Origin of the sequence: Micromonospora sp. NPDC049679, assembly GCF_040659735.1 — a bacterium.
Taxonomy (GTDB): Bacteria; Actinomycetota; Actinomycetes; order Mycobacteriales; family Micromonosporaceae; genus Micromonospora_I.
In genome coordinates this window covers 1-26,059 of sequence record NZ_JBFANZ010000028.1, presented here as the reverse complement: position 1 = coordinate 26,059, position 26,059 = coordinate 1, and the positions used below count along the sequence as shown (strand labels likewise).

General features: G+C 72.1%; 22 protein-coding genes. 17 read left to right on the top strand and 5 right to left on the bottom strand.

Going from position 1 to position 26,059, the window contains the following annotated elements:
* Nucleotides 1-5: 5 nt before the first annotated feature.
* From AB0J06_RS18625 to AB0J06_RS18570, 12 genes are read left to right on the top strand one after another with little or no spacing between them, the layout of a single operon-like run.
* A complete protein-coding gene (locus tag AB0J06_RS18625; RefSeq protein WP_357430079.1) occupies nucleotides 6-449 on the top strand; it encodes a hypothetical protein in 444 nt (147 codons plus the stop codon).
* Nucleotides 450-493: 44 nt separating this feature from the next.
* Complete coding sequence (locus AB0J06_RS18620) at nucleotides 494-814, top strand: hypothetical protein (RefSeq protein ID WP_357430077.1); 321 nt, start codon at nucleotides 494-496, stop codon at nucleotides 812-814.
* A 4-nt stretch (nucleotides 815-818) separates the two neighbouring features.
* On the top strand, nucleotides 819-3,989 hold the full coding sequence (locus tag AB0J06_RS18615) for a hypothetical protein (RefSeq protein WP_357430075.1): 3,171 nt from the start codon (nucleotides 819-821) through the stop codon (nucleotides 3,987-3,989).
* Nucleotides 3,989-5,506, top strand: a complete 1,518-nt coding sequence (locus AB0J06_RS18610) for a polymorphic toxin type 4 domain-containing protein (protein WP_357430073.1) — start codon at nucleotides 3,989-3,991, stop codon at nucleotides 5,504-5,506. The genes AB0J06_RS18615 and AB0J06_RS18610 overlap by 1 nt, the downstream gene beginning before the upstream one ends.
* 3 nt (nucleotides 5,507-5,509) lie before the next feature.
* A complete protein-coding gene (locus AB0J06_RS18605) occupies nucleotides 5,510-6,007 on the top strand; it encodes a hypothetical protein (RefSeq protein WP_357430071.1) in 498 nt (165 codons plus the stop codon).
* Nucleotides 6,004-6,558, top strand: a complete 555-nt coding sequence (locus AB0J06_RS18600; RefSeq protein WP_357430069.1) for a hypothetical protein — start codon at nucleotides 6,004-6,006, stop codon at nucleotides 6,556-6,558. Before AB0J06_RS18605 ends, AB0J06_RS18600 begins: the two co-directional genes overlap by 4 nt.
* Complete coding sequence (locus AB0J06_RS18595) at nucleotides 6,542-8,416, top strand: hypothetical protein (protein WP_357430067.1); 1,875 nt, start codon at nucleotides 6,542-6,544, stop codon at nucleotides 8,414-8,416. Before AB0J06_RS18600 ends, AB0J06_RS18595 begins: the two co-directional genes overlap by 17 nt.
* The gene (locus AB0J06_RS18590) at nucleotides 8,413-8,856 is read left to right on the top strand and encodes a hypothetical protein (protein WP_357430065.1); all 444 of its coding nucleotides are present in this window, start codon (nucleotides 8,413-8,415) and stop codon (nucleotides 8,854-8,856) included. Before AB0J06_RS18595 ends, AB0J06_RS18590 begins: the two co-directional genes overlap by 4 nt.
* Nucleotides 8,856-10,256 (top strand): hypothetical protein, encoded by a 1,401-nt coding sequence (locus tag AB0J06_RS18585; protein ID WP_357430063.1) that lies wholly within the window; start codon nucleotides 8,856-8,858, stop codon nucleotides 10,254-10,256. Before AB0J06_RS18590 ends, AB0J06_RS18585 begins: the two co-directional genes overlap by 1 nt.
* Before the next feature lies 1 nt (nucleotide 10,257).
* Entirely contained in the window at nucleotides 10,258-12,627 is a 2,370-nt protein-coding gene (locus tag AB0J06_RS18580; protein WP_357430061.1) for a hypothetical protein, read from the top strand.
* A gap of 2 nt (nucleotides 12,628-12,629) precedes the next feature.
* The gene (locus AB0J06_RS18575) at nucleotides 12,630-13,835 is read left to right on the top strand and encodes a hypothetical protein (protein WP_357430059.1); all 1,206 of its coding nucleotides are present in this window, start codon (nucleotides 12,630-12,632) and stop codon (nucleotides 13,833-13,835) included.
* Nucleotides 13,832-14,203, top strand: a complete 372-nt coding sequence (locus tag AB0J06_RS18570; RefSeq protein ID WP_357430057.1) for a hypothetical protein — start codon at nucleotides 13,832-13,834, stop codon at nucleotides 14,201-14,203. The genes AB0J06_RS18575 and AB0J06_RS18570 overlap by 4 nt, the downstream gene beginning before the upstream one ends.
* Nucleotides 14,204-14,218: 15 nt before the next feature.
* Here the strand turns inward: AB0J06_RS18570 and AB0J06_RS18565 are convergent, their stop codons facing one another.
* From AB0J06_RS18565 to AB0J06_RS18550, 4 genes are all read right to left on the bottom strand, one after another.
* Nucleotides 14,219-14,650 (bottom strand): low affinity iron permease family protein, encoded by a 432-nt coding sequence (locus tag AB0J06_RS18565; protein WP_357430055.1) that lies wholly within the window; start codon nucleotides 14,648-14,650, stop codon nucleotides 14,219-14,221.
* 111 nt (nucleotides 14,651-14,761) lie between these two features.
* Complete coding sequence (locus AB0J06_RS18560) at nucleotides 14,762-15,370, bottom strand: NAD(P)H-dependent oxidoreductase (RefSeq protein WP_357430053.1); 609 nt, start codon at nucleotides 15,368-15,370, stop codon at nucleotides 14,762-14,764.
* Between the two features lie 320 nt (nucleotides 15,371-15,690).
* A complete protein-coding gene (locus AB0J06_RS18555) occupies nucleotides 15,691-16,875 on the bottom strand; it encodes a zinc-dependent alcohol dehydrogenase (RefSeq protein WP_357430051.1) in 1,185 nt (394 codons plus the stop codon).
* A gap of 258 nt (nucleotides 16,876-17,133) precedes the next feature.
* The gene (locus tag AB0J06_RS18550; RefSeq protein ID WP_357430049.1) at nucleotides 17,134-18,720 is read right to left on the bottom strand and encodes a GGDEF domain-containing protein; all 1,587 of its coding nucleotides are present in this window, start codon (nucleotides 18,718-18,720) and stop codon (nucleotides 17,134-17,136) included.
* 567 nt (nucleotides 18,721-19,287) lie between these two features.
* Between AB0J06_RS18550 and AB0J06_RS18545 the strand changes: the two genes are divergently transcribed.
* From AB0J06_RS18545 to AB0J06_RS18535, 3 genes are all read left to right on the top strand, one after another.
* Nucleotides 19,288-20,475 carry a methyl-accepting chemotaxis protein gene (locus AB0J06_RS18545; RefSeq protein WP_357430047.1) on the top strand — a complete coding sequence of 396 codons (1,188 nt, stop codon included), beginning with the start codon at nucleotides 19,288-19,290 and terminating at the stop codon, nucleotides 20,473-20,475.
* 105 nt (nucleotides 20,476-20,580) lie between these two features.
* Nucleotides 20,581-22,524 (top strand): ABC transporter ATP-binding protein, encoded by a 1,944-nt coding sequence (locus AB0J06_RS18540; RefSeq protein WP_357430045.1) that lies wholly within the window; start codon nucleotides 20,581-20,583, stop codon nucleotides 22,522-22,524.
* Nucleotides 22,525-22,547: 23 nt separating this feature from the next.
* On the top strand, nucleotides 22,548-22,739 hold the full coding sequence (locus tag AB0J06_RS18535) for a hypothetical protein (RefSeq protein WP_357430043.1): 192 nt from the start codon (nucleotides 22,548-22,550) through the stop codon (nucleotides 22,737-22,739).
* A 45-nt stretch (nucleotides 22,740-22,784) separates the two neighbouring features.
* On the opposite strand, the gene AB0J06_RS18530 is transcribed toward AB0J06_RS18535, so the two are convergent.
* On the bottom strand, nucleotides 22,785-23,447 hold the full coding sequence (locus AB0J06_RS18530) for an acetoacetate decarboxylase family protein (RefSeq protein ID WP_357430041.1): 663 nt from the start codon (nucleotides 23,445-23,447) through the stop codon (nucleotides 22,785-22,787).
* A gap of 125 nt (nucleotides 23,448-23,572) precedes the next feature.
* Between AB0J06_RS18530 and AB0J06_RS18525 the strand changes: the two genes are divergently transcribed.
* Complete coding sequence (locus AB0J06_RS18525) at nucleotides 23,573-23,761, top strand: hypothetical protein (RefSeq protein ID WP_357430039.1); 189 nt, start codon at nucleotides 23,573-23,575, stop codon at nucleotides 23,759-23,761.
* Nucleotides 23,762-24,634: 873 nt separating this feature from the next.
* Complete coding sequence (locus AB0J06_RS18520) at nucleotides 24,635-25,954, top strand: hypothetical protein (protein WP_357430037.1); 1,320 nt, start codon at nucleotides 24,635-24,637, stop codon at nucleotides 25,952-25,954.
* Nucleotides 25,955-26,059: the final 105 nt, after the last annotated feature.

Below are 26,059 nucleotides of genomic sequence, written 5' to 3'. Positions count from 1 at the left end.
CGACCATGCCCACCTGGATGTCCACCCGGCTCGCGGTGATCGTCGACGGGGACAGCGCGAACCCACTCACCCCGATCGAGTCCTTCACCCCCACGTTCGCGCTCAACACCGAGGTCGTCCACTCCTGCGAGGCGACACATGTCGGGTGGATCGCCAACCCCGACAGCTACACGTTCAGCATGTCGGTGAAGGCGATCGGCGGCGCCGCCGCCCAGCTCACCCGAATCGCCATGGAGGGCACCGAGTTCGAGATCGGCGTCTACGAGGCGGCCGGCAGCACCGGCGAGTGGGACTTCACCCACGTCGTCCTGCGCAAGTGTCTGATCACCTCGGCGAACCCCTCGAACGCGATGGTCAACGGCGCGCCCACGGCGACGTTCTCGGGCATCAGCCGGCAGGCCGAGATCAACGACGGGGCCGCGCTCACCAGGCCGACGTTCACGGTCTGACCGTCCCGAGCCGTCCACTCACGACACGGCGAGAGGAGCCCGCGATGAACGAGCTGCCCCCGGCGACCCGCCTCGGTGCGATCGACCCCGACGCCCTGGCCCGCGACGACGCGATGGCCCGCCCGCTCGGCGGTCGGGTGGAACGGACCGGTCTCGGCCTGGTCCGGATCGGAGAAACGGTGGTCCCCAAGGCCGATTCGGCGGCACGGCTGGTCGAAACCGCGCTCGGCGTGGCACCGGCCGTCACGATCGAGGTGGCGGTGACCGTCGAGGTCGGTCCCTCCGCCGACCAGATCACCGAGGACGCGGCTGAGCTGGCCCTGCGGCGGCTGCGCGAGGCGCTGCACGCCAGGACGATCGGGTGAGACCATGTCGGCTCGGCTGAGGATTCCGGTCCGCGTACGGCTCGTCGGGGCCGTGCCGGGCGACCCGCTCACCCCGCAGCGCGTACGGGAGGCGGTGTTCCGGGCGGTGGCGGCGGGCTGCGAGGCCGCGCCGCTGGCCGCGCTCGGCGCGAACGGACCGCAGGATGTCGCGCTGACCGCGCCCACCGTCGTGGCGCCGCCCGGCCACGAGGACGTGCTCACCCCCACGGTCCTGGCCGCGCTCCTCGACGGCGCCCGCGCCGGTGCGCTGGAGACGGTCCGCGCGCGGCTGCACGATCGACCGGTCGCCGGCGGACGCGTCACCGGCACGCCCGCGGAACCCTTCGACCCGTCCCGGGTGCGCCGCCGCGGCGGGCTGACCACCTACGTGGTGCCGTTCTTCGACGGTGGCGAAACCGAGGTGCCGCTGACCGAGGAGGCGACGGCGACCGCCGCGGCCGCCGGGCCGCCACCGCCGCTGCCGGCGGCCGGCCAGGTGCTCACCCTGGTGCAGGCGCTCAGCGTCGCCTGGCTGTGGCACGTGTACCGGCACGGGCCGCGCTGGGATCCGGGCGCCCTCGGCTATCCGGGGTTCTACGGCCCGGTGCACGTCGGAGGGGCGTCGCGGATGACCCTGGTCTGGATCACCGAGGTGCGTGGCCCGGTGCCCGAGGACGGCAGTCTGGCGGCGCGCTCCTACGACCACCTGTGGTGGCCGATGCTGACGCTGGTACCCGAACGGGGCGCCTCCCGGGGCATCCAGCGCAGCCGGCTGGATCCCAGTTTCGGGGGCTACGAGCTCACCGACACCGGGGAGACCGCAACGGTGGCGACGGTCGTCACCCGGATCGAGGGCATGGTCGACCGGGGCGGTTATCCAGCCGACTTCGCGCTGCGCGACCCCGCGCGGCGGCGGGCGTACGCGGAGGCACTGCTGCGCGACCATCGTGGCGAACTGGTCGAGACGCAGCTGATCTGGAACCTGGCGGGTGGATCGCAGGAGTCCCTGGTCGTCATGCCGCCGACCATCGGGGGCACCGCGGTGCACGGGCCGATCCGGTTCGTCACCGGGACACCGACCCGGACCGCGAACGGGGAGCAGGCGGGCGACGCCGGCTCGGGTGGCACCGGCAGCGGCACCGGCACCGGCACCGGCTCCGGACGGGGCGACGGCACGGGGACCGCCACCGGTACCGGTGGGCAGGGCGGCACCGGCGGAACGGGGGCGCAAGCTGTGTCGCCGCCGCCGCGGGGCGGCCGGCTCGGTGACAGCGAGCACGGCAGGCGGCTCTGGCCGTCGACCGGGGTGGACGGTCGGCGGTTCGACGACGGGCCGTACCTCGCCGAGCCGAGGTCCGACCTGCTCGTCAACGACCATGGGCTGATCGCGAAGATGCGGGCGATCGCGGCGGCGCTCGAGGTGCCGGAATGCCCGTACCTGGGCCGGTTCGCACTCAATACCGCGCTGATGGTGGCCGGCCGGGCGCGGGGCATCGGCCTGGGCGCCGTCCGCGCCACCTCGATGACCGAGGTAACCATCCGCACCGACGGCGGCGGCAACAACGGATTCCTGGACGTACGCCCGGGAGCGTCACCGGAGTTCGACTACCTGCGGCTGCTGGCCCGCATCGCCGCCGACGTCAGCGATTTCGGCAGCGCGGTGATCAACTGCTATCTCGACGCGCGTAACGCCGGCCTGGTCCGCGTCGACCCGGACTGGGAGCCGAACGCCGCCAGTTGGGCACTGCGGTTCAGCGGCGACTTCAACGACTCCATGAAGCACGGCTTCACGCACCTCTACGCCGAGACCTGCCGCGCGCTGCTGCTGCAGCAGCTGCGGTCGTCGCGGCAGGGCATCGTGGGGCGCAAGGACCACCGGTTCGATCAGACGCTGGCCTCGTTCTCGTCTGCGCTGGACATCCTGGGCGAGACGGTGGTGCAGCTGACCACGTTGCGTCGCGCGATCCGCTACTCCGAGCAGGTGATCGCCACCGGCACCGTGCGGGAGGTGATGTCGGTGCCGCGGGAGATCGGCTCCCGGCACGAGCGGTACACGCTGCCGCCGCCGATCCAGTCCATCCCGGCCGGGATCCTCTCCGTGGTCGGCGAGGCCCGGATCGAACGGCGCGGTTCTCAGCGGGTGGCCGTGTTCCAGGGACGGGACTGGTCGGTGACCGATCTGGAGGCGTCGATCGGCACGCGACGCGGGCTGCTCAACCAGGTGGACCCGCTCTTCCTCCAGGTAAGCGACCTGGACGCGCTGTACGCCGGGGCGCAGCGGGACGCCGCACACGTCCGCCGCTACCTCACCGACCTGCTCGGGGAGATGTTCCGCGCGAACACCGAGATGATCGCGAAGAGCTCCGACGCCGAGGATGGGGCGTTCTTCGCGCTGGAGGCGTCGCAGTACGTCGAACGCGAGGGCGGCCGCGACTGGCGCGGGCTCCGGTTCGAACTGCACGGCATCCACGCGCTCGCCGACGACCAGCTGCGCCCGCACATCGGCGACGACCGGCACTACGTCGAGGGGATCAACGCTGCGATCGGCCGCAAGGCCGACTTCGACTCGTTCATCACCATCTTCTCGACCATCGGCATCATCGCGCTCGGGCTGCTCTGCGCGCCGCTCGGCGCGATCGCCGCCGCCGCGATCACCGGGATCGCCGGGCTCGCGCTGACCGCCGTCGACGTGCTGGAGGCCGATCGCAAGACCGACCTGTACCGGTCGCTGGAAGACCCGGAGCTGTTCCTGCGCTGGCAGGAGGTGCAGCTCGCCCAACTGATGGCCGGGCTCAGCATCGCGTTCAGCGTCTTCGACGTGACCGGCGTCGGCAAGGCCGCGCACGCCATCGTCGGCACGGCGCGGCAGGGGCTGCGGGTCGCCGAACGGGCCGGCGTCGGGATGGCGGTCCGGTCGGTGGCCCGCAGCACCCGGCGCGAGCTCGTCCGGAACATGACCCGGGAGGTGCTGGACCAGGCCGTGCGCCAGGCGGTGACAGAAGCGGCCGTCGTCGCGGTGATGACCGCGCTACTGCCCAGGGTGATCACGCCGGTGCTCGTGCCCTGGATGCGCCAGCAGGCCCTGGAACACGGCACCCTGCGGGAGGTGGACGCCGCCCTCGGGCCGCTGGCCGCCGGCCTGCCCACGCCGACCCTGCCGGGAGGTGGGCACTGATGGCGATCACCGCCGCCATGGTCCGCGCGGGCATGCAGCGCTGGGCGCGGGAACAATCGCAGACGCTGGAGGCGATCCAGCGCGCGCTGACGATCGTCTACCGGGAGCGGCCGGGCAGCCGATCCGTGGACGACCTCGCGCACGCGCTGCTGCTCGCCGTCGCCAACCAGCACGAGCGGCGCCTCGACGGCGCGCTGGGCCAACTCGACGGCGCGCTCGGCCGGTTGCTCGACGACATGGAGATGCTGCGCGGCGCAGCCGGCGAGGGCCGCGCGCCCGCGATGCGCGAGGCGGATCTGCACATCGTCGCCGACGCGCTGGCGGAGATGTCGACGTTCGAGGACCGGGTCCGGTTCATGCTGGACCAGAACGCCACCGACGTGCAGAGCACGATGCGCGACCTCCTCACCGCTGGGACCGGCGCGCCCACCACGTCCACCCAGGCGGCCGTCACCGGTGGCGCCAGTCCCGCGGCGCTGGCCGCCGCCCGTGAGGTGCCGCCGTTGGCCCGGTCGCGCAGCCGGGGCCGGGAGCTCCTCGACTGGGCCGGGGAGATCGTCCGGGCCTGGCAGGACGGCCGCACGCTGGAGCCGGCCGGGGTCGCCTCGGTGCGGGTGGGCTGGCCGGACCACCCGGTACTGGTGGAGCAGATGCAGCGGATGCGAAACGCCACCGAGGCGTACCGCGCGGTGATGGCCGGGCAACCGAGCCCCGCGGCGGCGGCCCGTGCGGCGGATGACCTGCAACGGGTGATTGCCGAGAGCAACGAGGTGTTGCGCAGCTTCGGGCGCCGGTTCGACTCGGGCCCCAGCAGGGACCGGGTGCCGCCGAGCCGTCCGATCCCGGCCGGTGGCACGCACGAGCCGGGATCGGCCGCGGCGGATGCGCTCGCCGTCCGCTCACGGGCCGGCGCGCTCGTCGAGCCGTCGGCCAGCGCGACCGAGATCAGCGAAGCCCTCCGCTTCGACGACGTCCGGGCCACCGCCACCGGCGTGCTGAGCGAACCGCTGTCGCGCGACCTGCCCGGGATGGGCCTGCAGGGCTACACGCTGGGCGGTCGCGCCGTCCGGGCGCTGCCCACATCCCCGGCCTGGCTGGCCGACCGGCTCGCGAACATGGTCGCCGGCTGGCAGCGGGCGCACCTGGTCGGCCCGGGCTTCGGCGGCGAGGTGTTCGCCGGGCTGATGCTGGCCCCGTGGGGGGTCAACCAGCTCGCCCAGAACAAGGGGGCCGAACACGTGCTGCGACAGCTCGCGGCCGCCGAACGCGCCACCGGTGCCACGGCTTCGGTGGCGCCGGTCGTCACCGCCCAGGGGCGGCGGCTGGCCATCCCGTTGACGAACGGCGCTTTCGAGTTCATCGACGTGCTCACGTCGGTGCGCTACGAGATCCCCCGCCCCGGCGGCCCGCCACTGCACATCGACATCCACGTCAACTCCGACGGCAGTTGGCGGGTGAGCCACGACCTGCCGGCCGGGGTCTGGCCCGACCGCGTGCCCCTGACCGGAACGAGGTGAGAGATGCCGTCGCGATCCCACGTCGACGAGTTCCAACGGCTGCCGGCCGCCCTGATCGTCGACCTTCCGCTGTTCATCCCGCTCTTCGCGGTCAGCCGGCTGACCCTCAGCGAGACGTACTCGCTGCCACCGGTCGGCGCCCAGGCGTACCGCACGGCCACCACGTCCTCGACCGACACCGTTTCCCTGTCGGCGCTGCTCGTCGGCCCGCAACGGCTGCTGTGGAAGAAGGACCTGGAGCTGCTCGCCGCGTCGAGCCGGCGCGGCGGGTCACTCGGTGCCTGGACCGGCGGCACGGTGGGCGGGCTGATGTTCGTCAGCCGGCTCGTCAGTCGGATCAACATGCAGATCAGCGACCTGTCCTTCACCGCGTCCGCGCAACGGCTGGAGACGCTGGAGGTTTCCGTGACACTGCGGCACGTGCCGCGCCCGGGCCCGGTCGACGCCCTCGTCGACCTCGGCGCCACCGCCGCGATGTCCACACTGGAGTTCCTGACATGAGCCTGCCCGACGGCTGGACCGCGCTGCCCTTCGACGCCGCACGCGGCGTCCCACAGGCCGTACCGATCGCCGGCCCGGTGCCCGGCCTGCGCGCCGTCCTCGTGACCGGCGCGGGCGACCTGCCCCGGCTGCTCTGCGCCCCCGTCGACCAGGTGGTGCACGACGCGGCGCTGCGGCGCGCACCGGTCGGGGCCACCGCTGTCGGCGTCGGGCTACCCATCCACATCGCCGCACACCGGCAGGCGGTCGCCGCGCTGACCGCACCGCCCCCGGACTCGCTGAGCACCGCCGCGACGTCCGCGGTGATCCTGGTCATCGGCCCGTCCGGGGTGCTCACCACCTGGCCGGCGCTGCCCGACCGGGCGCTGCCGGTCGCCGGTGACGGACGGCTGCTGGGCGAACTCTGGATCGACGACCTCCGGCTCGCCGCCGGCTCGCTGGTCCGCGGCGGCGAGTGCGGTTCCCGGATCAGCGTCGGCTGGCGACCCGTCGGCGGCGCCGCGACGCAGCCACGTCCCGAGGAGGAGGACCCCTATGCCGGGCTCATCTGATTCGACCGTCGGCTTCGACGCGGGCTGGCGGGCGGACTTCCGCGCCGACGGCGCCGACGGCCTCGCCGCCGAGCCGGCGCTCAGCGTGGGCCGCGAGCAGTACGACGCGGAGCTGCGCTGGGAGTCGGACGGGTCGTTCCGGGCGGCGACCTTCAGCCTGGCGGTGGACGGGCTGACCGACCCCGACTACGAGAAGCTCGCCGGCCGGCCGTGCCCGCACGTGACCGTCGCGCTCGGCTGGCGGGACACCCCCGGCACCTTCGTGTCGGGGCTGGCCAACCTGGCCGGCGCCCTCAGCTTCGGTCCCGGATCGGACGGGCTGCCCGAGGTGTTTCTCGGCCGGATCACCCGGGTCGAACGCACCGCCGGCGACTTCCGCTACCGCACCACGTTCACTGGCGTCGACGCCGCCTTCGCGCGGCTGCGCGGCACCCGGTCCCGCGCCGTCGACGTACCGGCCGGACGGCCGCTGATCGACTACCTGCGGGCGCTGTGCGGCCAGACCGAGCCGCCGGTGGAGGTGGTGGCCGAGGGCGACCAGCCGGGGGTCGACGGCCGGCTCGACGTCCCGCTGGACCTGCCGCTGGACCGGGTCATCCTGCATCTGGCCCAGATCGCGCGCGGCGGCGCGACCGACACCGGTGTTCCGCTCTTCCTGCGCGGCGGCCGGCTGCACGTGGGCACCTGGGTGGGGCCCGTCGACGGCGGGACGACCCACCCGCTGGACGCGTCCACCGGCCTGGTCGACGTGGTGCCGGTGCCGGCCGAACGGCCGGAACCCGCGCCCGACAACCCGTACGCCCGCACCGTGGTGGACGCGTTCACCGTCACCCTGCTCGGGCGTCCGGACATCCAGGTCGGGGATGTGGTGGAGCTCGCGGTGCCCGCGGTCGTGCCGACGACGAACGCGGCGGCCTCCGTGGTCGGCGCGCTGGGAGTGCTGGTCGAGCCGTTCACCGCGCTGACCGGCGCCGCCCCACCGCCGGCACCACGTCCGTTCCGGGTGCTCGGGTTGACCCATCAACTGGGCAGGTCAACCGGTTTCACGACCACGCTGCGGGTGGAGCGCCAGCAGCCGCGCGCCGCGCACACCGGGGATCCGGCGCAGACCAGCGAGGCGCACCGACTGGCCGAGGAGCTGGACACCCGGGCACGCCAGCTCGCCAGCGCCCGGCGTCCGATGGACGTCGGGCTGGTCAACCGGCAGACCACCGCGCCGCAGCAGGACGGCACGATGGCCGTACGGCCGCAACGGCTCCAGCTGCGTTCGGGGCTGGCCGACAGACCGGCGCCGAACGTGCCGGTCGACGGCGACCTGATGCCCACGCCGACCCAGCTCGTCGACAAGCCGTACCTGACGCCGTTCGCGTTCCGCGGCACCGGCCTGGTGATCCCGCACTACCCGGGCGCGCGCGTGCTGCACCTCAACCACCAGAACGACCCGCGCAACGCGGTCGTCGCCGGCTGTCTCTGGGACCGGGGCGAGGAGCCGGAGAGCAAACCGGGCGACTGGTGGCTCACCCTGCCGACCGGCGTCGGCGCCGCCGAGTCGAGCAGCGACCCGGCCGCCGAACCGGCACCCACCGGCAAGGTCTCCAGCGACCTGATCGACGCCCGCGGGGTACGCGCCGTCGCGGTCCGCGCCCTGCACATCGGCGTCGGCGAGCAGAAGATGCCCGGTGTCGGCCAGCGTCCGGCGGACGCGGCGGTCGACGAGGTCGTCATCAGCAGCGCGAAGGGCAACGCCACGATCCGGTTCGACGCCGACGGCAACATCGAGATCTCCACGTCGGCCGAGATCCGGTTCACCGCCCGCAAGGTCACATTCGACGTCGAGCAGTCGGTGGAGGTCCAGTGACGGAGACGAACGCGGTCACGGCGCGGGCGGTGCTCGGGCACGGCCTGGCGCTGACCCCGATCGGGCCCGACTCCCTCGGGCTCGACCTGCGCTGGCGGGACGGGACCGCCGGCGCCGGGATCGCCATCGTGGACGGGGTGGAGAACCTCGCCCAGGACCTCACCGTCGCGCTGCTCACCCCCACCGGGACCGACCCGTTCGACCTCGGGTTCGGCTTCGACGGACTGCGCGTGCTCACCCTGAACACGCCGCCGGCGCTGACCGAGGAGCTCATCCGGCTGTCGGTGATCCGCACGCTGACCGCGGACGCCAGGGTCCGTGAGGTGCTCGACGTGACGTTGAGTCCGGTCGGGGCGGACCGCCGGCAGCGGGTAACCGCGGAGGTCCGCACCGTGCTCGGCGAGGCACTCCGGCTCGTGCTGGGAGAGGTGGAGATCTGATGACCGACAGTGAACTCGAGCGGATTGCCCGCACGACCGCCGTGGGGAAGGCGTACGGCATCACCGAGTCCGGATTCGTGCCCAAGCCGGTGGCCCGGCTGCTCGAGGAGAAACTCGCCGCGGCCCGGGAGTTGTTCGGGCCGACCGTCGATCTCACGTCGGGAAGCGCGCTGCGTACCGTGCTCGAACTGATCACGGTCGAGGAGGCGCACGTCTGGACCCACATCGGACAGTGCTTCGCCGACACCCACGTCGCGACCGCGACCGAGGAGGCGCTCTCCCGGCTCGGCGCGGAGCTCGGCATCATACGGCCGTTCCACCGGGCGTCGGGGCAGGTCGGGATCGCCGTGCAGGCGGACCTCCCGACCGACCTTCCCCTTCTCGTGCTGCCGCGCGGATCACGGCTGAGCGCCCGCGGCGGCGCCGAGGTGTTCCTGGCCGAAACGGTCCGGCTCACCAACACCGACCGCGCCGCGACCGCGCCGGTGGTCGCGTTCCTGCCCGGCCCGGACGGCGACCTGGACCCGGCCGCCACCGTCGGGGGCGACACCCCCGGACTCATCGCGGCCTTCTCCCCCGCCGACGTCCGGGTGGCGCGGGCCGCGCAGTTACTCGCCGACGGCACGCTGTCGATCACCCACGAGATGGCCCTGTCGGGCGGATCACGGCAGTGGCCCGACGAGCTCTACCGTGACCTGTTGCTGGCCTATCCGCGCAACCTGTGGACCCCCGACGCCGTGCGCGTCGCCGTATCGCTGGTGCCCGGCGTCCGCCAGGTCGTCGTGAAGGACCTCTACGGCGGCCTGGACATCAACCAGTCCATCTTCGGCAACTTCTCCTTCGCCGAGCGGCTCTTCGCCGAGCAGCGCAGCCTCGGCAGCCCGTACTTCGTGACGATTCTCGTCGCCGCGGAGGATGGCGCGGTGTGGGACGGTCCCGGTCAGCTCGCCGACCGGGTACGCGGGGCGGTCGACGAGGTGCGGCCGATCGGGATCGCGCCGAACATCGAACGGGCGGACCCCGTGGGGGTGGGATTCCAGGTACGGCTCGTCGTCGACGGTCTTCCGCTCGCCACGGGCGCGGCGGGGACGCCCGGCCCGGAGGCGGGCGCCCTGCTGGGTCGGATCGGCGACCGGGTCCGCCGGTACGTCGATCGGCTACGGATCGGCGAGCCGGTGCGGTTCAGCGAGGTGATGTGGGCGGTGATGAACGAGCCCGGCGTCGTCGACGCCCGCGACCTGCGGCTACTGCGATATCCGCCCCGGCTGACCGACCTCGACATCACCGTCGCCGGCGCCGCCGTGACCGCGTCGGTGGCCGGCTGCGGCGAAGACGTCGCGATCGGCCCCACCGAAGTCGCTGTTCTCGTGGACGACCCCGACCGGATCACGGTGGTGTGAGATGCGCCCGATCCCGCCCCGTACGGTCGCCGGGTCCGGGTTGGAAACGGCCCTGGACCTGCTCACGCCGCCGTTCGCGGCGGCCGCGATCCGCGACGAGCTGACGCTCACCGGCGGCCGGTTCGCGGTCGAGGGCCCCCGCCGGCATCCCGCGCTGCTGGTGCGGCTGCGGATGGCGCTCGCCCGGACCGCGGTGCTGGTCCACGCGGAGGTGAACGGGGAGCAGTTGGCGCCGGTCGTCTTCGGGGCGTATACCGCCGCCGGTTCGGTGCTTCCGCTCTACGTGCCACGGCTGCCCGCCGGCTCGGACGGCACCGGTTCGTTCACCGTGCGGGCGCGGGTGTGGCACGTGGACGGCGCCGACGCCGCGGCGATCGCCCACGACGCCGAAGCCGTGCTCGTGACCACCGGTCCGCCCCTGTCGGACGCCGACGCCGCCACGCTGGTCGACGGCATTGTGCTCGACGGACTCCTCTCCCGGATGGTGTACCTGTCGACGCTGGAGAAGCAGCGGCTGCTCGCCGCCGCCCGGGAGGTGACCGCCGCCCGGCACGTCGCGCTGGCCCGCGGCGCCGCCCTCGACGCGCACGGAGCGGATCTGGCCGTGCCGCGGCTGGCGGACGAACCGGATGACCGGTACCGGACCCGGCTCGCCGTCTACTCGTCGTGGCGGCTGGCCACCCCGGCCGGTTTCTCCGCCGCGCTCAACGGGCCGGGGTCACCGGAGCAGCCCGCCGCCGGACTGCCGGCCACCGTCGGGGTGACATCGCGTTTCCGGGTGCTGGAGCAGGCCGGGCAGCTCGCGATCGCGGTCCGGCTGGTGCAGGTCGGCGCGGATGTTCCGGCCCGCGAACGGTTCGCTGGCCTGCTCACCGGCGGTCTGCTCGCCGACCTCGACGCGGCGCCGCCGACGCAGCTGCCCGCCGCCACCCGGGAACGACTCACCCGGGTCCGGGCCACCTTGACCGGGGCGCTGTCCCGCACCGGGGGCGGCACCCGGCCGAGGTACATGACGACGCTGACCGCGACGAGTCTCGCGCGCGCCGTCCTGTTGCTGGAGCTGCTGACCGGGGACGGATCGCTGTCGTTGCTGCGGGCCTGGACCGCGACGCCCGACCCGCGGCATGAACTGGGCCTGGGGGTGACCGTCCGCCGGGTCACCGCAACCCGGCTGGGCCGTGCCGTCACCGCCGCGCGCGCCGCGCGGGATGCGGCGGCCGCCGGGGAGCGGGTGCAGTTGCCCGGCGCGGACGGTGACGTCGATCCCGAACTGCTCGCCGCCATCGTCGGCGCCGAGCCGCGGGACACCGCCGATGATCCGCTCGGCGCGTGGCTCTTCTCGGCCGCGGGGATGGCCACGGTCACCGCGCCGGACGACAAAAGTGTGTACCTGTCCCCGCTCCCGTCGATGGGGCTCGTGGTCGAGGGCCCGGAGCAGGTGGCGCCGGGCGCGACCGCGGAGTTCGTCGCCCGCCTGCGCCAGGACGACAGCACGGGGCGGCACGTCCTCGTCGACGAGGCGTGGCAGCGGGCGCGGGCACCGCTCGCCGAGGCGGGCGGCAACCCGATCCTGCTCGCCCCCGAGGAGCTTCGTACCGCACTGGAAGAGCTCTCCGCCGCGGCACCGGACCTGCCGGTGGTGCTGTCGCCGCTGGCCTCCATCGGGCTCGCGCCGGCGCTGCCGGGCGAACTCGCCACGCGGATCCTCGAGGCGTACGACCTCGACCTGCTGCTCGGCGTCCACGTTGATGATCCGGTCGGGGCCGTCAACCCGGAGTCCGACCCGGCGAGGGAACTTCGGGACCGCATGATCGCCCGCTCTGACGCCCTGACCGCGGCGGGGTTCCACTCCGTACGGGTGCTGCCCGCGCCATCGGGCGACGGGGTGCTGCTGCTCGGCGCGTTGTCGGTCCTGCCCGGCGGATCGAACCGTCCCGGCGAGCCGCCGCCGGCCGCGTACCGCTGGTACGTCACGGAACTGCCGGCGGTGAAGGGCGGGGCCACGTTGGAACTGCAGCGCGGCGCCGGGGGTCGCGTCACCGTGCGCGGTCGCCGCGCCGGCCTGGCCCTGCTGGTCTGCGTGGCGTACGCCCGGCGGGGCCTCCCCGACCCGTACGAGGTGCGCGTCGAACTACCCGGAGACGACGTGCTGAGTCTCGAGCAGTACGGCTACGTGATGAACCTGCTCGAGCATCTGTGCCCGCTGGGCATCGAGATCAACACATTTGATCTACGGCGCAACCACGTCAGCGTCGACGGCGGGGAGCCCACCTTCCTGTCCAGCCGGGTCTCCCGCAGCTACACCCGGTTCCGTCGCCGCCGACCGGATGGGGCCGACCGATATCCCGACGCCGACCCGCCCAGGAGGTAGGCATGGCCAAGTTCAGCTTTGTCGACAACGACATCCTCATCGATGGCGTCTCGAGCACCAAGGTCGCCGGGACGTTGAAGCAGGCCGGTCTGGCCGAGTCGAAGATCGGCGAGATCATCGGTTTCTGGTACGTCGGCGCGACCGGCAACACCAGCCCCGCACCGTTCGACTTCGTCACGGACGTCCAGACCCACGACCCGCGCTGCGACGTCACCTACGCGCGCAGCTTCACGCATGCGGACTGGGTGGACGGCGAGGACCGGGTGCAGGCGGCCGCGACGCCCGAGGAACTCGGCTTCAACGCACGCTTCCACGGGATCGAGAACGAGTTCGATGCGATCGCCGAGCAGTTCCGCCGGCTCGGGGCGTGCGCGGCGGAGCTCCGTGCCGACCTGGTGGGCGTCGTGCGGGAGATCGAGAGCAAGCTGACGGTGCTGCAGAACGACATCTTCGAGCTCCGCAGGGAGGCGCTGCCGGAGAAGTCACTCAACGGCACCGGGCTGGGCATCGTCGGCAGCGTCAAGGTCGGCCAGAAGGACGCGTTCATCGCCAACGTCGGCGACGATTTCACGCTGGTGGAGTTCGCCGGTTCATCCCTCGGCGGCAACGTGCGGACGAAGATCCTCGATCCGGGGCCGGGCCTGGTCTTCGATCCGGCGAAGGTGCGGCCGAACGAACTCATCGACCTCTTCGCGGGGCTGGAGGACGCGATCACCGTGCCCCGCATCCGCGAGCTCGTCGATCGTCCGGACGGCGCCACGGTGGCCGAGCTACGCGCCACCGCCGGCGGGCTGGCCCTGCCCACCGGCGAAACGCTCGCGTCCGTGCTGGCGTCGATGCCGGCCGACGTCCAGCTCAAGAACGTGCCGGGCGCCGTCGACACGATCGCGGCGCACGTGGTGGGCACCCTGCCGGCCGAGACCGTCACAGCGACCACCAGCGCGGTGATCACGGAAAGCCGACTGCGGCGTGGCAGCATCACCTCGCTCCGCTCGGCGGACGCGACGGGCGTGGGGGTCGACGCGACGGTAATCGGCCTGCTCTCCGGGGCCGGGGTGGACACCTCGGTCGGCGGGCTGGCGGGCATGACCAGCACCGACCTCGCCGGCCGGGTGGCCGGCAGCGGCGTGCAGGTGAGCACGGAAGCGCTCCGGCTCGCGGTGGCGCGGGCGCGGGTCGCCACCGCGATTCGGGGCCGGTCACGATGAAGGCCGTCGCGCGGGCCGGGGACGCCGCGGCAACGGCCAGCGGCAGAACGAACTACCCGAACGACAAGGCGCCGACGGCGACCGGCGCCTGGGCGGCGGTCGGTCCGGTCGCCGAGACCCCGGTTACGGTCGCGGGCGCCGACGGTAAACGCGTCATCCGGTCGGCGTCCTGCACCTTCACCTTCACCGGCACGCTCACCTCAAACGGCAACGCGTTCACGTCGCCCCCGTCCGTCGTCACGCTCAGCCCCGGGACGCGGACGCTGAAGGTCGGCGGCAGCGACCCGCTCGTCGACGGCGACGAGACCAGTGATTCGTTCGGCAACACGGTGAGTGTGACGTCGACGGCGAGTTGGCGAACGAGCTGAGCCCGGAAATCGGGATCAGGCGCTCTCCTCGTCCTCCAGGCCGACCGCATCGCGGAGTTCCCGCACCGACCGCCGCAGTTCGCGACGGTCGTGGATGTCGGCGGTATGCGTCATCAGCTCGGCCATCGCCTCCGCGATCGCGTTGAGCTTGTCCTGCGTGGCCGCGTCGTTGCGGGTCTGGGTGTTCTGCAGCAGGGCCACGAGCAGGAACGTCACGATCGTGGTGGCCGTGTTGATGATCAGCTGCCAGGTGTCGATGTTGCCGATCAGCAGAACCGACGGCGCCCAGAGCAGCACCAGCAGGACGCAGCAGGCAAAGAACCAGGCGCGGGACACCAGCATCGCCGCCCGGGTGGCGAACCGATCAAAAACCGACAGCCGCGGTGTGACGTCGCTGGGCATGTGCGGCCGCGGGCGCTTGCGCCCGGCGGCCTCCTCGGCACTCATGCGCACCGCCCTACCCCGACGGTCGGCCACGGAAACAGCGTCGGCCTTCGCGACCCATCGACTGGTCACGAACGTGCCGAGGGGCCGGGACCCGCTGCCGCGGAGGTGCCGTCAGCTCGGCGGATACGGGCTGCCCGTCAGCAGGCGCGCCAGGTGGGCGGCGTTGGCCGCCAGTGTCCGGGTGGCGGCCCCGGTCGTATCCGGCTTCGGTCCCGCCTTGTCGTAGTCGACCGACCCCATCGCCTCGCCGACCCAGTAGGCGGCGGCCGCGGCGGGGACCGTGAAGCCCACATCGTTGAGGGCCTGCAGGACCTCGGCGGTCACGTGGTGGGCGCCGTCCTCGTTTCCGACGACCGCCACGGTGGCGACCTTGCCGTAGGTCAGCGGTCGGCCCTGGTCGTCAGTCTCGGACAACTCGGCGTTCAGCCGCTCGAGCACCATCTTGCAGACGCTGGACGGCTGCCCCAACCAGATCGGGGTGGCGATGATGAGCACCTGCGCGTCGAGCAGCTTGGCGCGGATCGACGGCCAGGCGTCGCCGTCGCCCTCGTCCGTGGAGACACCGAACTTGACGTCGTGGTCCACCACCCGGATCACGTCGCCGTCGATGTCGTGGTCGGCGAGCGCAGCGAGGACCTCCCGCCCGAGCAGCTCCGAACTGGACGACGCCGGCGACGGCTTGAGCGAACAACACAGGACCAGGGCACGCAACGTCGACATCCAACAGCTCCGATCAGACAAGGCGGTGACGTTCCGGGCTACCCCGACGTTTCGGAGCCAACCGTCGATGTGACGTGGGTCACGGTTCGCCGCGCGGACTGGATTCAGGCCTCGTGGATCGCGACGCCCGGTCATTGGGGAGCCTGTCCGTCTCCGATCTACTTCGGAGCGGCCTCGGCCAGCGCGGAGTGGGCAACGCGGCGGCCGCGCAGTAGCCGTCGCCCTTATTCGCGCGGATGGCGTCGCCCGGGCTCCGGACGCACGCCATCCGCGCGCTCAGCGCCGCACTCCGTCGTGCGGAGGGGCGCGGGATCCTTCACTCAGGGCTTGAGCAGCACCTTGACCGCGCCGTCCTTCTTCTGCTGGAAGTTCTCGTACGCCAGGGGCGCGTCGTCGAGCGGTACGCGGTGCGTCGCGAACGTCTCGACCCCGAGCGGGTCCCCGTCGCCGGTCAGCAGCGGCATGATGTCGTCGACCCACCGCCGCACGTTGGCCTGCCCCATCCGCAGCTGGATCTGCTTGTCGAACAGCACCATCAACGGCAGCGGATCGGCCATCCCGCCGTACACCCCGGACAAGGAGATGGTGCCGCCCCGCCGGACGATGTCGATGGCCAGGTGCAACGCGGCGAGCCGATCCACGCCGGCCTTCTCGATCAGTTTGGCCGCGACGGCGTCCGGCAGCAGCCCGGCGACCCGCTGGGCGAGTTTGCCGGCCGGCGATCCGTGCGCCTCCATGCCGACCGCGTCGATGACCGCGTCGGGACCACGCCCGTCGGTCAGGTCGCGGATCGCCTCGGCGACATCGTCGTGCGCGGTCAGGTCGAGCGTCTCGACCCCGTTGGCCCGCGCCCGGGCCAGCCGCTCCGGCACCAGGTCGACGCCGATCACCCGGCCCGCCCCGCGGTGCATGGCCACCCGGGTGGCCATGTCGCCGATCGGGCCGAGTCCGAGCACGACCACCGAACCGCCGGGCGGCACGGCCGCGTACTCCACCGCCTGCCAGGCCGTCGGCAGCACGTCCGACAGGTAGACGAACCGGTCGTCGGACGGGCCCTGCGGCACCACGATCGGACCGAACTGGGCCTGCGGCACGCGCAGGTATTCGGCCTGCCCGCCCGGGACGCGGCCGTAGAGCCGGGTGTAGCCGAACAGCGCCGCCCCCTTGCCCTCCTCGCGCACCTGGGTGCTCTCGCACTGTGTCATCAGGCCCTGCCCGCACATGTAGCAGTGGCCGCAGGCGATGTTGAACGGGATGACCACGCGGTCACCGGGCCGCAGGTTGGTGATGGCCGGCCCGACCTCCTCGACGATGCCCATGGGCTCGTGGCCGAGGATGTCGCCCGCGCTCATGAAGGGCCCGAGCACCTCGTAGAGGTGCAGGTCGGAGCCGCAGATGCCGCTCGATGTGACCCGGATGACGATGTCGTTGAGGTCCTGTATGCCGGGGTCGGGCACCGTGTCCACCCGCACGTCCCTCGTTCCGTGCCAGACGACTGCCTTCACCAGAACACTCCCTTCCGACCGGCCGGCGTATCGACCTGCCTGGCCTTCGCCGTACCCCCGGGGTAATCGGACGAAACGGAGTGTCCGCCGGGTGGCTGTGTCCATGCCGCATTCCGGCGGTACACAGACGACCCGGTGCAGCGGCTGTTCACGCTGTCGATGACGCGCACGCTGGTGGTGGCGATCGTCGTGGTCTCGATGGATTTCGCCGGATGGCAGTACGGCCATCCGTCGAGGGTGCGACGATGGGCCGTCTCGTCAGGCGGCCACCTGGTCGCGGCCGTGCGTCTTCGCGACATACAACTGGCGGTCCGCCGAGTCGAACAGATCCTGTCCGGTCATCCCCGGCGCCAGCGCGGCCGCGCCCAGACTCACCGTGACCCGCAGGCCGGGCGCCAACTCCTCCCAGTCACGTCCCGCGATGACCTGGCGGATGCGTTCACCGACGCGGGCCGCGCTGGCGAGGTCGGTCCGCAGGAAGAGCGCGAACTCGTCGCCGCCGAACCGGATCGGCACGTCATCGGGGCGGCAGTGCGCCCGTAGCACCGAGGCGATCTCACGCAGCACCCGGTCGCCCATCCCGTGCGAATACCGGTCGTTGATCAGCTTGAACCGGTCAAGATCGACCAGAAGCAGGACCACCGGGGTCTCCGGATCGGCTTCGATCGCGACTATCTGCCGCTCGTAGACCCGCCGGTTGCCGAGCCCGGTCAGCGCGTCCTGCCCGGCCGCACTGTCCGCACGCGCGTGCTCGGCCTCCAGCCACACCCGCCGGCGCGCCTGATGCAGCATCGACTTGCGCTCCATGCGCAGTCGCCACAGGTGGAGAGCGTGGTCGCGCAGCGCGGCGAGCATCGCCTGTGCCCCGTCGCCGGGAAACTCGACCGCGGCGAGCGCGGCCAACTCGTACTGGAAGAGCAGTTGCTGCGCGCTCTGTCCCTCCGCGGCCGACAACTCCTCGGCCGCCATGAACTCCCGTCGCGCGCCACGCAGCTCACCGCGGGTGCGCAGCGCGACCCCGTACGCGAGGTGGACCAGGCGGGCCTCGTGGTACTGGCCGGCGGCGCGCAACGGGACGATCATCGACTCGCACAGCGCGACGGTCTCCTCGACCTCGCCGATCTTCGCGAGCCCCAGCGCGAGCAACGCCGCGGCGAGCGGCGCGTCTCCGTCCGGGCCCCGCTCGCGATACATGGTGACCCAGTACCGCGCCAGGCTCGCCGCCCGGGCGAACCGGACGCTGGCCTCGTCGATCATGCCGATCTGCTCCAACCGCAGCCCCCATTCGAGGAGCAGTTCCGCGCGCTGCAGCTCCATGGCCGCCCGTTGGCCGCTGTCCGGCTCGAACCACTCCACGGCGACGCGCACGCACTCGTCGGCGTGCTCGAAGAGTTCGGCGGCGCGGGCCGCCTCACCGACCGATGCCAGGGCGGAGGCGTACCGCGGGTTGGTTTGCGGAATGAGATCCATGATCGTGCTCGCGCGCGCCAGCCGGTGCAGCCCCTCGTCGAGCCGCCCCATCCGGACGAGGACCTCGGCGATGTCCGCGAGGGCCTTCGCCTCGCTGCACCGGGCACCCGTCGCCCGATGGCGGCGCAACAGGGTCTCGCCGACGAGCAGGGCCTCCTGGAAACGCCCCAGCCCGATGAACGCGTACATGCGCACCTGGACCAGCATGGCGACCGTCCGCTCGTCGCCGAGCAGCCCGACAATGCCCTCGAACTCATCGGTCAACCGCAGCGCCTCGGTGTTGCGCCCTTTGACGGTCAGCTCGTGGGCCTGCAGACCCAGGTGCACGAAGGGTCCGAACGGCCGCATCAGTGCGGGCACACGCGGATCTCCCATGTGCGCCTCCCTACGCTGTCCTGGACGTCCCGCTGTCTCTATCGGCCGGCCAACCGCGAGAATGAGGAACGGCTTCCCGCACACCGCCCGGCGATCATGCGGTACGACACCAGTAACTAGGAGATTACGTCGGGACGCCGTGCCAGGATCACCCGACGTCGCGCCACCGGACCGTGTCCGTCGGATGGCAGGGTCGGCGGGGTGACGCGAATCATCAGCACGCTGGACGCCGAGCCGCAGCGGAGACAGCTCATGCCGAAGGCGTCCCGCACAGACCCGAGACTAGAGCGGTCGCACTGCCAGTTGCGGAGCCAGCCAGCCGGCAAACGTTCATGCCAGCGCACTGCCTAGCGGTAGCAGCGCCACCCGTACGCGTCGTCGCCCGGGTTCCGCCGTTTTGTCTTCAGCGGCCGAACCCGCCGTCAATCGCCCAGCACGGATGCGCCTTCTCATCGTAGTGATCAACGCGCTTCGGCCCGGACGGCGCGTGGAATCGGTAGAACATGTGGCTGACATCTCTCAGCTCTCCACCGCCATTGTCGATGTCATGCGTGGAGGTGTCGCCCGATGATGGCTTTCCTGGACAAGTTGCCGACGAAGCTGCGTACCGTCCTGGCCCAACTCTGCCTGGTGGGCGGGGTTGTCTGGCTGGCGGTGCTCGCCCACTCGGCCGCGACCGATGCCGCCGCGCAGTTGCCCGCGGGATCGGGGGCGCGCGAGCGCCTGGAATCCCTGGCGACGGCCGCCGTGTGGATCCCTGTGGTGCTCTGCCCACTCGGGATGCTCTTCCAGGCCTCGGTCTGGCGCTCGATCGTGCGGGCGCTGCGCATGTGCGAGGCCGTGATCACCAAGGCCGCGGCAGGCGACCTGAGCCAGCGTATGCCGGTCGTCGGCAAGGACGAGCTGGGCGCGATGGCCGTCTCGTTCAACAAGATGGCGACCCGCGTCGGCAGCACCGTCGAGGGCATCCGCGCCGCGGCGGCCGACCTGCTGGCGTCCTCGGCGGCGCTCGAAGCGACGAGCACCACCATGACGCGGGCCGCCGAGGCGACGGCGCAGCAGATGGACAGCGTCACGCTCTCCGCCCGCCAGGTGACCGGTGACATCGACGACGTGACCGCCCGTACGGAGCAGATGCGCTCCGCCATCACCGAGATCAGCGCCAACACGACCGCCGCGGCCCGGGCCGCGTCGGGCGCGGTTGGCGATGCCGGCGAGGCGGCCGAGAACATGGGCCGGTTGCGCGACTCCAGCCGTGAGATCGGCAAGGTGATCCGGACGATCACGGCGATCGCCGAGCAGACCAACCTGCTCGCGCTGAACGCCACGATCGAGGCCGCACGGGCCGGCGAGGCGGGCAAGGGCTTCGCGATCGTCGCCGGTGAGGTGAAGGAGCTCGCGCAGGCCACCTCGAGCGCCACGGAGGAGATCACCCGCCGCATCGAGAGCATCCAGGAGGACACCGAGCGGGCGGTGCGGATGGTCGCCGGCTTCGCCGACGTCATCGGATCGATCGCCGACTACCAGACCACGATCACCGCTGCCGTCGAGCAGCAGTCGGCGACGACGGGCGCGATGGCCGCCGGAGCGGACGTCGTCAGCAGGAACACGACGGCGATCGTCCGGGCGATCGACGGGGCCCATGGCGCGGCGGACGACGCCCGCGCGGCGTCCGCGCAGACCCGTACCGCCGCGGCCGACCTGACCGCGACGGCGGCGCGGCTCAACGAACTGGCCGCCGAGTTCCGCGCCTGAGCCGGAGTCGTGCCATTGATGGCACCAGCCAGATATTGAAGGGGTCAGGACCTCCCGGTAGGTGTGGAGCCACACGCAACCGCACCTGAGCCACGGGAGGTCCTCGTGCCCCACGGCCATGCTCGACCGGACGCCGGACTGGCGTCCCCACCACAGACCGCCGACGACGGTGACGACCCGGACCTGCACGCCCCCGGCCTGGCCGAGCTCGCGGATCCCGACTGGATGCGCCACGGCAGCGAGTTCGCCACCACCAGCTTCTGGGCGGTCGCCCGGCGCCTCCCGGCCATCCTGCGCGAGGCGATCGCCCTGGCCTGGCAGGCCAGCCCTCGTGACACGGTGGCGGCGATCGGACTCAACATCGCCGCCGGCGTGATGACCACGCTCGGCCTGGTCGCCACCAGCACCGTTCTCCGCGAGCTGTTCGCGTCCGCCCCGACCCCCGAGCGGGTACGCGCGGCGGCGCCCGCGCTCGCGGTGGCCGCGCTCGCGCTGATGCTCCATGGCGGTCTGACGATCGCGGCCGGGTGGGCGCAGGCGCGCATGGCCCCGCAGATCAACTATCAGGTGGAGTTGCGGCTGTTCGAGGCCACGACCGCGGTGGAACTGGGCGCGTTCGACGACGCGGGCTTCGCCGAGGAGATGGACCGCGCGCGCGACCGGGGCATGAACGACGCGGCATCCATCGTCGACGACGCGGTCAACCTCGTCACCGGCGTGGTCGGGGTCGTGGCGACCGCCATCGCGGTGACCGTGATCCAACCCCTTCTGATGCCGTGCCTGCTGCTCGCCGCCGTACCGGCAGCGGTGACCGCGGTCCGGATCGCCCGCCGCGAATATCTCGCCATGCTCGCCCGGGTCACCCGACAGCGCCGGATGCGGATGCTCGCCGGTCTCATGGCCAACCGCCACACCGCGGCCGAGGTGCGCACCTATCAGATGCGCGGCTTCCTGCTCGGCGAATACCGGCGGATCATGACCACCGAGACCAGCGCGCAACTGCGGCTGGTCGGCTCGCAGACGGTCACCCGCGTCGTCGGCGGCTCGGCCACCGGCCTCGCCACCTTCGCGGTCTACGCCGTGCTCGGCTGGCTCCTGCTCGCCGGGACGGTGCCGCTCGCCGCGGCGGCGACCGCCATGCTCGCCCTGCAGGCCGCCCGCACCCGGCTGGCCACGGCGATCCACGCCACCAACTCGCTGTACGAGGACGCGCTGTACTACCGCGACTTCCTCCGGTTTCTCGACCGCGCCGACGCACACACCCGTCCCGGCGGCACCCTGCCGGTCAACGGCTTCGACGAGATCCGGCTCGACCACGTCACCCTGCGCTACCCGGACACCGACACCCCGGCGGTGGACGACGTCAGCCTGCGGTTACGGCGGGGTGAAGTCATCGCGCTGGTCGGCGAGAACGGATCAGGCAAGACGACGCTCGCCAAACTCATCGCCGGGCTCTACCGGCCCACGATTGGAAGCATCCACTGGGACGGCATCGACAGCACCGAACTCTGTCCGGCGAGCATGGGTGCGCACATCGGGGTGATCACCCAGGACTGGTGGCGGTTCCCGTTCACCGCCGCGCAGAACGTGAGCATCGGCCGGCACGAGCGCAGCGACGGCACCGGACCGACCATCGTGGACGCGGCGACGGCCGCCACCGCGCACGACATGATCGTCGCCCTGCCGAACGGCTACGACACGCTACTCAACCGCGAGTTCAAGGACGGCCACGACCTGTCCGGCGGGCAGTGGCAGCGCCTCGTCGCGGCGCGCGGGCTCTACCGCGACGCGCGCCTGCTCATCTGCGATGAACCCTCCGCCGCTCTCGACGCCCGGGCCGAACACGCTCTCTTCCAACAACTGCGCCGTCGACCCGACCGCACCGTCGTGCTCATCACCCACCGCCTCGCGAACGTGCGCCACGCGGACAGGATCTACGTCATGCGCGGCGGCCGGCTCGTCGAAGAGGGCGACCACGGGCAACTCATCGTGCACGGCGGTCTCTACCGGGAACTGTTCGACCTGCAGGCGAGCGGATACACCGGCTGACGCGTCGCGGTCACAGCGGCCCCGTGGCGCGCCCGCACACTCGGACGGGTCGCCCGGCCGGCTGCCCGCGCTCGAGCCACCAACTGGAACTGCGTCCGTCCGCCGCCGGCGTCTTCGAGCCGGACGGTGACGAGGTCGACGGGGCGGCCGAATTCGACTTCGGACTGCGCCGCATTCTCGACGGCGTCGACGCGCTCCTGCCGTCCCGCTCCTGACCGGGGCACACCACCGGTCGCAGCAGCGGAAGTGACCGCGCGGCTTCAGGCGCCCCGGTGCCGATCGCCCGGGCGTCGACCGAACACCAGCCGGAAGTCGGTCAGCGACAGGGTCAGCCACGGCCGCTGACCGGCGAGGTAACGCAGCGGTCCCGCTGGATTGGGATGCCAGCGGGCGGCGCCGAAGCGCAGCCGGGCACTCCCCCGTACCGGGGTGCCGAGCACGCGACCATGGAGCGTCTGCGTCACCGGGAACCCGAACGGCCACCGGCCCGGCAGCCTCGTGCCCGCCGAGAGCCGCGCCTCGGCCACCGGCACGCCACCCGTCGTCGTCGCCGCGACGGTGACCGCCGAAGCCCGCTGCGAGGGGTCGGGAAACTCGAACGCCGCCAGTTCCTTCGGTATCCCCCACAGCTCCCGGCCGCCGGCCCGCGACGCTTCGCTGTCCACCCAGATGTCGACGATGCTCACCCCGGGTCGGGCCCCGACGCTGACCAGCACCGCGGAGAGCAGCTCGCGGTAGTCCAGCACCCCGCCCGACTCGTACCGGACCCAGGCGGTCCCCACGACGGCGCGACCGCCGATCAAGATCGGACGGGCCCGCTCGGCCAACCCGGGCGGCAGCTCGGGTAGCCGCGCCCGGGGCAGGAGCCACACCGACAGGTACAACTGGCCCCGCAGGTGCCACGGCTCAGGCGGGTAGGTCATCGGACGACAGTACGGCGGCACGGCGAGGGGTCGCACGAGCGTGCCGTGCCGACCGGCCCGCGCAACGACTCCGGACACACCGGCGAGGCGGCGCGGCAGCCAGGAATCGGGAGTACGGTCGCGGGGTGATCAATGGAACCCATGTGATCATCTACAGCCGGACCGCGGCAGCCGATCGCGCCTTCTTCCGCGATGTGCTGGAGTATCCCCACGTCGACGCGGGTGACGGGTGGTTGATCTTCAAGGCGCCGCCCGGCGAGGTAGCCATCCATCCGACCGGACGGCCGCAACGCTCCGCGCGGGGAAGCGCGTGATTACAGCCGGTAGCGAACGACCTGCCCTACGGCACCAACTCGCGCCACTCCGGGCGGGCACCCCGCCACGCGCCGGCCAGGATCTCCGCGGAGGAGCGGCCGGGGCATTGCTGCACCTTCGAGCGGCCGCCAACTCCTCCGGCCTGGGCCTCTACTTCCCAGCTCTCGCCATCGGTGCGTATGAAGACGTCACGACGCCCAATTTGACTGCGGTTCCCGTTCCACCAATGGCGCTCAACTCTCACCCCCCTACCGTATAGCACCACTGGCCAGCAGAAAACCTTTGCGATCTTGCCGGGAATCGGGGCGGGCCCCGTGCGACCGGTCGGCGTGGGGTGGAAGACGCGGCGATCGTCCCCCCGAGAAGCGGACGACAGATGCGAATGCTCTCATTTCTTACCCGCTCCGTCGCGGAGAGCATTCGGAAAATGCCGTTGCGTGAGTTACGACGCGTAATCAAGGGTGTGGCCATCGCGGCCCCGAACACCGCACCGCGGACGGCCCGGCGGGCCGGATCCGACCGGGTCCGAACCGCCGTCTCGACATCGGCGGGCGGCGGTGGTGGGGCCGCATCGCCCGGCGCCACTGGACAGCACCGGTACGCGGTGGCCTGACCAGACGAACCCGTGCTACGAGGACCGACGATCCGGGGCTTCCTCGGCAGGGTTCCTTCGCAGGAGGCCCCGGTTCGGGTGTTGCATTCCCGTCGATGAAACTCACGAACGCCACTATTCTTGGCCGTCGATGCACCGTGGCGACGACATCGGCAGCACTCCCCGGCCGCAAGTGGCACCGCCGCGCGCCGCATCACCACCACCCGCTCAAGCGTCGGCTCCGCACGTGGAGGAGGCGCGCGGATCGAAGAAGGGCCCGATGACCGCACGCATACTCACGCCCGCCCGGCTGGTCACCGCCGCCGCCGTCGGCCTCGCGCTGGCGGGGACGCCCACCCCCGCCCTCGCGCGCCCCGCCGCTGCGGCTCAGTGCTACGACCGCAGCGCGCCGATCACGTACGAGGAGAGCCGCATCGAGACCCCGGCGCTGCCCGGTGGCACACGCGTGCCGTACACGCTGGTCACGCTCGGGGGCTTCACCGGGTTCGTCGAACAGCTCAGCGCCGAGCTGTGCGGTGCCCGGTCCGCCGGGGCGGCGGAGCAGCTGCTGCGGCGCCGCGGGGCCGAGCTGTGGAGAACGGCGGTCGAGCGGGCGCAGGGCAAGCGCTGGATGGGGAGCATCGAGCGCTACGACGACCGTCCCCTGTACTGGACGCGACTGATGGGCACCCGCGACCTGCGCCAGTGGCGACCCGCGTTCCCGCTCTCCGACGTGCGGCGGGCGGCACTGCTGAAGACGTTCGAGTACGCCGCACGGGGGATCTCGTCGACCGACTTCCCGCGCGACAGGAAGGCCACCCGCGTGCTCGTCAGCGGGTTCGACCCGTACCAGCTCAACAACGAGATCCGCCGCTCGAACCCGTCCGGCGCCTCGGCTCTGCAGCTCGACGGTCAGGCATACGCGGTCGGCGACCGAATGGTCCAGATCCAGGCCGTGATGCTGCCGGTCACCTGGAGCGCCTTCAACGCCGGCCACGTCGAGGACGCCTTCGGGCCGCACCTGACCGCCTCGGCGAAGGAGCGCGCCGACCTGATCATGACGATCAGCCAGGGCCTGCGGGGCACGATGAACATCGAGCAGTGGGGCGGCGCCTGGCGCGGCGGCAACCCGGACAACAACAACGAGGGCACCGCGGAGCTCGTCCCCTCGGCGACGACCTGGCCGCAGCTCGACCCGAACCCCGAGTTCATCGAGACCACCCTGCCCCACCAGCAGATGGTCGCCGCCGGCACGACCCCGTGGCCCGTGCGCCTCAATCCGCGCCTCTGCGAGTGGACCGGCAACACCCGGCCCGACCCGACGAAGCTGTTCTGCCACGACAACGGGCCGTCGCCCGATGCCCAGGCCCACTCCGGTGGCGGCGGCAACTACCTGTCCAACGAGAGCATGTACCGCTCGAACCGGTTGCGGCTCGCGCTCGGCGCGACTGACGTCCCCGGCGGGCACCTGCACATCTCCGCACTGGTCTATCCGCAGGACCCGCTCGTCATCCTTGACGCGGCATTCGCGTCCGATCGGGCGCAGACCATCGAGCAGACCGTGGCGCTGGTGAAGGCCGCGGGCGCGGCCGTCGGCTGAGCCCGGATCGCGGGGCGACGTGGACGGATTGGCCGCTCTCGTCGCCGGGCTGCCGGAGCTTTCCGACGGCTCCTGATTCATCGCCGTCATGGCCCCCACCTGTTG

Excerpts from the sequence above, each read along its gene's own strand:
- AB0J06_RS18625 (WP_357430079.1), top strand. The coding sequence starts at position 6 with ATGCCCACCTGGATGTCCACCCGGCTCGCGGTGATCGTCGACGGGGAC.
- AB0J06_RS18620 (WP_357430077.1), top strand. The coding sequence starts at position 494 with ATGAACGAGCTGCCCCCGGCGACCCGCCTCGGTGCGATCGACCCCGAC.
- AB0J06_RS18615 (WP_357430075.1), top strand. The coding sequence starts at position 819 with ATGTCGGCTCGGCTGAGGATTCCGGTCCGCGTACGGCTCGTCGGGGCC.
- AB0J06_RS18610 (WP_357430073.1), top strand. The coding sequence starts at position 3,989 with ATGGCGATCACCGCCGCCATGGTCCGCGCGGGCATGCAGCGCTGGGCG.
- AB0J06_RS18605 (WP_357430071.1), top strand. The coding sequence starts at position 5,510 with ATGCCGTCGCGATCCCACGTCGACGAGTTCCAACGGCTGCCGGCCGCC.
- AB0J06_RS18600 (WP_357430069.1), top strand. The coding sequence starts at position 6,004 with ATGAGCCTGCCCGACGGCTGGACCGCGCTGCCCTTCGACGCCGCACGC.
- AB0J06_RS18595 (WP_357430067.1), top strand. The coding sequence starts at position 6,542 with ATGCCGGGCTCATCTGATTCGACCGTCGGCTTCGACGCGGGCTGGCGG.
- AB0J06_RS18585 (WP_357430063.1), top strand. The coding sequence starts at position 8,856 with ATGACCGACAGTGAACTCGAGCGGATTGCCCGCACGACCGCCGTGGGG.
- AB0J06_RS18580 (WP_357430061.1), top strand. The coding sequence starts at position 10,258 with ATGCGCCCGATCCCGCCCCGTACGGTCGCCGGGTCCGGGTTGGAAACG.
- AB0J06_RS18575 (WP_357430059.1), top strand. The coding sequence starts at position 12,630 with ATGGCCAAGTTCAGCTTTGTCGACAACGACATCCTCATCGATGGCGTC.
- AB0J06_RS18570 (WP_357430057.1), top strand. The coding sequence starts at position 13,832 with ATGAAGGCCGTCGCGCGGGCCGGGGACGCCGCGGCAACGGCCAGCGGC.
- AB0J06_RS18565 (WP_357430055.1), bottom strand. The coding sequence starts at position 14,650 with ATGAGTGCCGAGGAGGCCGCCGGGCGCAAGCGCCCGCGGCCGCACATG.
- AB0J06_RS18560 (WP_357430053.1), bottom strand. The coding sequence starts at position 15,370 with ATGTCGACGTTGCGTGCCCTGGTCCTGTGTTGTTCGCTCAAGCCGTCG.
- AB0J06_RS18550 (WP_357430049.1), bottom strand. The coding sequence starts at position 18,720 with ATGGGAGATCCGCGTGTGCCCGCACTGATGCGGCCGTTCGGACCCTTC.
- AB0J06_RS18545 (WP_357430047.1), top strand. The coding sequence starts at position 19,288 with ATGATGGCTTTCCTGGACAAGTTGCCGACGAAGCTGCGTACCGTCCTG.
- AB0J06_RS18530 (WP_357430041.1), bottom strand. The coding sequence starts at position 23,447 with ATGACCTACCCGCCTGAGCCGTGGCACCTGCGGGGCCAGTTGTACCTG.
- AB0J06_RS18520 (WP_357430037.1), top strand. The coding sequence starts at position 24,635 with ATGACCGCACGCATACTCACGCCCGCCCGGCTGGTCACCGCCGCCGCC.